Raw genomic sequence first — 279 nt, 5'->3', positions numbered from 1 at the left:
CGGCGATGTCGGCGTCGCTCAGCGGCGAGCCGATGGCGCGCGGATCATGCACTTCGACGCGCGTCGTCCAGCCCAGGCGCTGCGCCGCGGCATCCAGCAAGCGGGCACAGAGCACGCTGGTGACCTGCCCGTTCGGGCAGGCGGTGACGATCAGCAGATTCATGGGTACCTCGATTCCTGTTGCGCAGCCGGGCTGAACTGCCCTGCCACTGTCTGCTGCATGCTCATTGCAGAGCCTCCAGCGCTTCGATCGTCACCTCGCGCTCCAGCCGCGCCAGT

Annotated in this window: 1 protein-coding gene; it reads right to left on the bottom strand. The window is 67.7% G+C overall.

Annotation, left to right across the window (positions count from 1 at the left end; all coding sequences use genetic code 11):
• On the bottom strand, positions 1–163 hold a 163-nt coding region (locus B2X67_RS20740), incomplete at its 3' end, for a hypothetical protein (RefSeq protein WP_349677798.1).
• Positions 164–279: the final 116 nt, after the last annotated feature.

It is taken from the genome of Pseudomonas sp. UBA3153, from assembly GCF_002364635.1.
In the GTDB taxonomy this organism is placed as follows: domain Bacteria; phylum Pseudomonadota; class Gammaproteobacteria; order Pseudomonadales; family Pseudomonadaceae; genus Pseudomonas_O; species Pseudomonas_O kuykendallii.
This window is presented reverse-complemented; position numbering and strand designations above follow the sequence as displayed.